Source organism: candidate division WOR-3 bacterium (assembly GCA_039801905.1).
Lineage (GTDB): Bacteria > Hydrothermota > Tepidihabitantia > Tepidihabitantales > JBDRVQ01 > JBDRVQ01.
The window spans coordinates 24572-31323 of the sequence record JBDRVQ010000022.1; the positions used below are offsets into that span (position 1 = coordinate 24572).

The 6752-nt window shown below is 41.0% G+C and carries 6 protein-coding genes and 1 other RNA gene; 3 read left to right on the top strand and 4 right to left on the bottom strand.

Features of this window, described 5'->3' with window-relative positions; all coding sequences use genetic code 11:
* Positions 1-515: 515 nt before the first annotated feature.
* From ABIL00_05455 to ABIL00_05465, 3 genes are all read left to right on the top strand, one after another.
* Entirely contained in the window at positions 516-1901 is a 1386-nt protein-coding gene (locus ABIL00_05455) for an ATP-binding protein (GenBank protein ID MEO0110200.1), read from the top strand.
* A gap of 224 nt (positions 1902-2125) precedes the next feature.
* Entirely contained in the window at positions 2126-2791 is a 666-nt protein-coding gene (locus ABIL00_05460; GenBank protein ID MEO0110201.1) for a uracil-DNA glycosylase family protein, read from the top strand.
* A 72-nt stretch (positions 2792-2863) separates the two neighbouring features.
* Positions 2864-4729 carry a phosphoenolpyruvate carboxykinase (GTP) gene (locus ABIL00_05465; GenBank protein MEO0110202.1) on the top strand — a complete coding sequence of 622 codons (1866 nt, stop codon included), beginning with the start codon at positions 2864-2866 and terminating at the stop codon, positions 4727-4729.
* Here the strand turns inward: ABIL00_05465 and phoU are convergent.
* The 4 genes from phoU to ABIL00_05485 form a co-directional block, all read right to left on the bottom strand.
* Positions 4726-5400: a phosphate signaling complex protein PhoU gene (gene phoU, locus ABIL00_05470; GenBank protein ID MEO0110203.1), complete on the bottom strand. Its 675-nt coding sequence runs from the start codon at positions 5398-5400 to the stop codon at positions 4726-4728. The genes ABIL00_05465 and phoU overlap by 4 nt on opposite strands.
* Before the next feature lie 3 nt (positions 5401-5403).
* Positions 5404-5743, bottom strand: an RNA gene (gene rnpB, locus ABIL00_05475) — RNase P RNA component class A.
* A 34-nt stretch (positions 5744-5777) separates the two neighbouring features.
* Positions 5778-6524 (bottom strand): phosphate ABC transporter ATP-binding protein PstB, encoded by a 747-nt coding sequence (gene pstB / locus ABIL00_05480; GenBank protein MEO0110204.1) that lies wholly within the window; start codon positions 6522-6524, stop codon positions 5778-5780.
* 1 nt (position 6525) lies between these two features.
* Positions 6526-6752, bottom strand: a 227-nt coding sequence (locus ABIL00_05485) for a phosphate ABC transporter, permease protein PstA (GenBank protein MEO0110205.1), incomplete at its 5' end; no start/stop codon positions are given.

Here is a 6752-nt window from a genome sequence, read left to right on the forward strand (position 1 = left end):
CTAGTTTTCCAATAATTCCCACTTAATCTCTAATAAGACTCTCACATCTTTAATACCATCTCTCATATTTCCCTTTTCTGGGTTGGGATTAGAACCCAATCCCCTCTATAATAAATATGGAAATACCCCCCGGTTAGGGAAACTGAATAACCCCTTTCTTTATAACTCTTTGATTTATAATAACTTATTTTAAGGCTTAAAGATTCTATAGACCCGTTCTGGAACATTATAGCCAAATGAAAATTTCCCCTTGACAAATAGCAAATTTTTATTATCTATTATTATATAGTCTGAAATAAAGAGATAAAGAGTTTAATAAATATGACCCTTTAAAAGACTCTGGAAGGGTATGAGGATATCTAAGATAAGAAAACTTAGAGTGTAAAGAGAGACAGAAGGAAGAGGCGGAAGAGTTTATTCCGCTTTCTCCATCCCTAAAAGATAGGGATGGACTTGCTCTTTGGAAAATTTGGTGGAATAACCTATCCGCCTCTTTTTTTATTAGGAGGTAAAATATGAACGAATTGAATGAATTATACCTAAAAAAGGTATTCCTCCTCGTTTCCCTTCTTTCCGAAAGGAAAGATTATGAAGAAGATAGGATAAGAAGCAGGTGGATAAAATCTCCGGAAAGAGATGCGGAGGAAGAAAAAGCGAAAGCATTATTAGATAATAAGATAAATCAAGTAGAACGAGAATTATTGGAAATCGTCAATCAGGCAAGGGTTGAGAATGTAAAAATACCATTGGAGGAGATAGCCGAAAGGTCAGGATTAGACCAGGAAGGCAAATACATCTTAATGGCATTGCTATCTAATGTTATGAAAAGACATTCCTTAGATGGGAAAGAACTCCTTGCCCTTTTGGGTTACAAACCACACCAATTTTTCCAAAAGGCGAAAATCTTAAACCTCTTGTGGAAAAAGGGATTGATTAGCGAATGCTTCTCTTCGGGTCCAACAATATTGGACACTGACTTTGAATTAAGTAAAATGGTATTGGAAGAACTTTTTGGTAAGGAACTATTTCTGGACCTTGAAGAAGAAATTCCTAGGATGAAGAAAAAGGTTCGGGATTTGTCATCGGGTAAGATATTAACGGTACGCGACCCAAAAATAACGTTTGACCAGGTTGTTTTGGAGTCAGAAAATAAATTATCGCTAGAAAGGGTAATAACGCAAATGGAACGGGGTAAAGAAATTTTTGCTCGGTGGGGAATAGACGAGGTGATTAAATACGGAAAGGGGATAGCGATGCTTTTTTATGGTCCACCGGGAACCGGCAAAACCGCCACTGCTGAGGCAATCGCCCAGAGATTGAACAAGAAAATCGGCATCGCTAACTACGCCCAAATCCTTAACAAATGGGTTGGTGAATCGGAAAAGAACCTCATGCAGATATTCCGGGAAGCAAAGGAAGAAGATTGTATCTTGGTTTTTGATGAAGCGGACGCCCTATTTGCCAAAAGATTAGAAGAGGAGCATAGCACTGACCGTCTGCACAACTATATGACAAATATTCTAATGCAGGAGATGGAGAGATTTGAAGGGGTTATAATCCTTACCACCAACCGTGAGGTCGTCTTTGATGAGGCATTCTTTAGGCGGTTTTTGCTCAAACTGAAATTTGATATCCCGAAGCCTGAGACCCGAGCGGAAATTTGGCGGAGACTGATACCCAAAAAGATGCCGATCGCTGAGAATGTGGATTTTGAAGAACTGGGCAGTAGATTTGAACTGACCGGCGGTGAGATAAAGAATGTGATTCTCAATACAGCGTTAGAATGTGCCTTCAATGCCGAAGAGAAGGTGACGATGGAAATTTTAATGAGATTGGCGGAAAGGGAACTAGTGGCTACTGGTCGGAAAACGAGAAACCAAGTGGGTTTCGTAGCGGGCTAAGAAGAAGGGGGGTCGCACCTTCAAGGGTGCGCCCCCCAAATCATTGCATATTGATTTTCATAAGTTTTTATTATAATAAACGATGATAAACTCTCAAAAAGATATAGAAAATAAAAGAAGTATTAATAATATTTTGGGAGATTTAGAAAAGCTAACCGATTTTCTACTATCCGGAGAAAATAACCCACGTAAGAATTTGGCAATATGCCAAAATTGCCACCTTAATGAGTCTGATTATTCTCTTGTCTTTTATCGAAAAGAACTCCTTAAACAAAGACCTTTTCCGCCTCGTATTTATCTCACGAGACCCCAACCTTAAAGTAGAGAAGGAGGTTAGTAGTACTAATCAGGCCATAATTAATCTAAAAACTCCTCCCCCAAAGAAAGGGCTCGGCTGGTTTTTTAATGATTTCCTAACCATAAATTGCTTATGGAGTAGATTTTTAGAATTTTTAAAAAATCCCAATAATGAGTCCAGATTTTACTGGACCCATTTGGTTAAATGTTACGCAAAGAACTCACAGGAAGAAGTCCAAAAAGCCAAAAACTTCTGTAAAAATTATCTGAGCGAAGAATTAAAACAACTAGACCCAAAACTAATTATAGGTGCCGGCTTAGATGTGGCAAGGGTACTTGTAGAGATTGGATATCTTCAAGCAAATAAAGATAACCTGAGATTTAAAAACCTTCAACCTATTAATGAGAAAACATTAGAAGGAAGAGAAAGAATAATCATTATTCCCCATCCATCTCAATCTCCCTACCAAACATGGAAAAATGGCTGTTTCAAAATAGGGATAACACACAAAGAATTAACGGAACTTATAAAAAAAGTGGTATCTGACAATACAAATTGTCCCCAGGCAGTTTCTGGAGAAATTATTCTCTAATAATTTCCTCTTAGCAAATTAATAAGCGGAAGATTAAATTTGACATTGGCTAAATCCTTCTTATAATTAAAGATGTTAGAAGAAATTAGGGAAAATTTGGGTGAAGAAAATTACCAAAGGTTGGTTCGGATTAAAAATCCCGAACTCCATAATTTTATCGCCTACTATATCAAACTCTGCCAACCGGATAGGATTTTTGTCAGCACCAACTCCGAAGCCGATAATAATTACATAAGAGAAGTTGCTATCAAGAGTGGTGAGGAGATGCCTTTAAGAATCCCCGGCCATACCGTTCACTTTGATAACTATTACGACCAGGGCCGGGATAAAAAGAATACCCGAATTCTTTGTGAAGGGGAGACCAAATTGGGTAAAGGGATTGAAACAAAAAGACGGGCCGATGGTCTAAATGAGATTAAAGAGATTCTTACTGGGATAATGAGAAGCAGGGAGATGTATATCCTCTTTTTCTCTTTAGGACCAAAGAATTCTCAGTTCTCTATACCAGCGGTCCAGATTACCGACTCCCCTTATGTCGCCCATACCGAAAACCTCTTATACCGAGCCGGTTATGAAGAGTTCTTGGTCCAGAGGGATGGTAAATTTTTTAAGTTTGTCCACTCCCAAGGGGAATTGGATGAAAGAAAGACTTCAAAGAATTTAGATAAGAGAAGGGTTTACATTGACTTAGAAGAAGATACGGTTTTTAGTGTCAATACCCAATACGGTGGCAACACGATTGGCTTAAAGAAGTTGGCGATGCGGTTGGCAATCAACCGGGCAAAAAAAGAAGGTTGGCTCTGCGAACATATGCTCATTATGGGGATAAGGGGAGAAAATAACCGGATTACTTATTTCACCGGTGCCTTCCCTTCCCTTTGCGGTAAAACTTCCACCGCGATGATGGAAGGCGGTTTGATTGTTGGCGACGACATCGCTTATCTCAGAAAGATCAATGGCGAAATTCGGGCGGTGAATGTGGAAAAGGGAATTTTTGGTATCATTGAAGGTATAAACTCCAAAGATGATAAGTTTCAATGGGAAGCCCTTCATTCACCTAATGAGATAATTTTTTCTAATGTCTTAGTTACCCCGGATAAATCGGTCTATTGGGTCGGGAAAGATGGCGAATGTCCACCAAGAGGTTATAACCATTCCGGAGAGTGGTGGCTGGGGAAGAAAGACGAGGCCGGTAAAGAAATTCCTCCCTCCCATCCCAATGCCCGCTTCGCCATAGAGCTAGAGCGATTGAAAAATTGTGATCCAAAACTGGAAGATCCAAAAGGTGTTTTAATTAAAGGTATCGTTTATGGAGGTCGGGATTCGGATACTTCTTTTCCGGTAGAGGAAGCCTTTAATTGGGAACACGGCATCATCACCAAAGGTGCTTCCTTAGAGTCGGAAACAACCGCTGCCACTTTGGACCAGGTGGGGGTGCGGAAACTTAACCCAATGTCAAATCTCGACTTTTTGCCGATTCTTTTAGGTGATTATATCAAGATGAATCTTGACTTCGGAAGGGATTTGAAAAGCCCACCGAAAATTTTTGGCGTCAACTATTTCTTAAAAGACCAAAATGGTAAATACTTAAACGAAAAAGAGGATAAGCGAGTTTGGTTTAAGTGGATGGAGTTGAGAGTGAATAACGAAATTCCCGCAATTAAAACCCCAACCGGTTATATCCCGAGATACGAAGACTTAAAAAGGTTATTCCGAGAAGTCTTAAATAAAGAATATTCTCTGGATAGTTATCATAAGCAATTTCTTTTAAGAATACCGGAGAATTTGGCAAGGATTGAAAGGGTCTTAAATATCTACGAAAAAGAGGAGAAGATTCCCGAAATTCTCTTTTTAATCCTTAAAGAGCAGAAAGGAAGACTTCTGGCGGCAAGAAAAACCTTTGGTGATTACATCCTGCCAGAGAAATTTGCTATCTAAGAATCGCCTTCCTTCTCTCTTCCCCGACCGTGTTTTATGATATCACCTTTTGTTATGTAAATTACATCCTCGGCGATATTGGTCGCTAAATCGGCAATCCGCTCTAAATTCCGAGTGATCAGAATTAGAGAGAAACTCCTTTCTATGGTATTGGGGTCGGACATCATAAAGGTCAATAGTTCCCGAAAAATTTGGTCGCGCATCCCATCCACCTCATCATCCCTCTGGCAAACATTTCGGGCTAATTCGCTATCATTGGTTAAGAAGGCAGTCAAACTATCTTTTAACATACCGATCGCCATTTCCGCCATCCTTGGTATATCAATCAGGCGCTTCACATAAGGTTTCGGAATGAGGGCAAGCGCCGCCTCTGAGATATTCACCGCGTGATCACCGATCCTTTCTAAATCGTTATTAATTTTAATCACCATTATTAGGGTGCGCAGCGGGGTGGCTTCAGGCTGATGGAGGGCGATAATCTTTATCGCCTCTTCTTCAATAAGAATCTCATACTCGTTCGCCTTTTTCTCGTCAACCTCAATCACCTCCCGAGCGAGCTTCTCATCTTTTTCCAAGAGGGCTTTGATACTTTTTCCCACCATCTCCTGAACCAAAACCGCTGATTGGAGGAGTTTATCTTTTAAACTATTTACCTTTTCTTCTAAGTTCATAATCTTAGCGGGCGGACCGTAAGCCGGATTCTGTTTTAGCGGTCATTTATCTAAGCGGCCAACCCGGAAGTAAAGCGAGGGGGCAATCCTCTCCTTCCTGTTCGGCCTTGCTTGCGGTGGGGTTTGCCCAACACCAAAGTTGCCTCTGGTGCTGGTGCGCTCTTACCGCACCTTTTCACCCTTACCTCGCCACCAAGTGGCGGGCGGTATCGTTTCTGTGGCACTTTCCGTCTCTTTTGGGTCACCACAAAAGAGCCCAGCCTTACGACTGGCACCGCTTGCCCACAAGTCCGGACTTTCCTCCCCGAATCATTTAATTCGGAGCGACCGCCCGTCCGCCCTTCCTTTATTTTATAACAAGAAAAAATATATGTCAATTACCCGTATTTCCCAACTAAAAAATCCTCGGTCCTCTTATCTCGTGGCTTGGTAAAGACATCTTCGGTTTTGCCGAATTCCACCATTTCTCCTAACCACATAAAGGCACAATAGTCGGAAACTCTTGCCGCCTGTTGCATATTATGGGTAACAATCACAACTGTATATCTCTCCTTTAACTTACTAATAAGTTCTTCTAACTTTTTGGTAGCAATTGGGTCTAAAGCGGATGCCGGTTCGTCCAAGAGAATTATCTCCGGCTCCACGGCTAAACACCGGGCGATACAGAGTCGCTGTTGCTGCCCTCCAGAAAGTCTTAAAGCATTCTCGTCCAATTTATCAGCCACTTCTTCATAAAGGTTAGCATCTCTTAAAGCCCTTTCTACTCTTTCCTTAATATTTCCCATCTTATGAATCTTTAAACCAAAGGCGATATTCTCATAGACCGATTTCGGAAAGGGATTGGGTTTCTGAAAGACCATCCCTACCTTTTTCCGTAATTCCATCAGGTCGATATCCGAGTCGTAGATATTCTTGCCGTCAATCAAAACCTTCCCCTTGATTACCGTATTGGGAATCAGGTCATTTAGCCGATTCAAGCAACGGAGGAGCGTTGATTTGCCACAACCAGAAGGTCCCATAATCGCGGTCACCGCCCGGGGTAAAATCTCTAAATTTATCTCCCGTAGAATTTGACAATCACCAAACCAGAGCGAGAGATTGGAGATTTTTATCTTCGGTTCCATCTCACCATTGCCTCTTGGCAAATTTCATCCGAAAATAGAGAGCAATTCCCGAGAAGAATAGGACAAGGGTTAAGAGGACAATCGCCGTCCCGAAGGCAATCGGTCTCACTTTTAAGATATTCTCGTGTTGGGTAGAAAGAATATAGAGATGATAGGGAAGTGCCATAAACTTATTTAAGGGTGTTTTGGGTAAATGCCTCAAATAAAATGTGACACCGGTGAAAAGGA

Coding starts and splice junctions, on each gene's coding strand:
- ABIL00_05455 (MEO0110200.1), top strand. CDS start 516: ATGAACGAATTGAATGAATTATACCTAAAAAAGGTATTCCTCCTCGTT.
- ABIL00_05460 (MEO0110201.1), top strand. CDS start 2,126: ATGAGTCTGATTATTCTCTTGTCTTTTATCGAAAAGAACTCCTTAAAC.
- ABIL00_05465 (MEO0110202.1), top strand. CDS start 2,864: ATGTTAGAAGAAATTAGGGAAAATTTGGGTGAAGAAAATTACCAAAGG.
- phoU (MEO0110203.1), bottom strand. CDS start 5,400: ATGAACTTAGAAGAAAAGGTAAATAGTTTAAAAGATAAACTCCTCCAA.
- pstB (MEO0110204.1), bottom strand. CDS start 6,524: ATGGAACCGAAGATAAAAATCTCCAATCTCTCGCTCTGGTTTGGTGAT.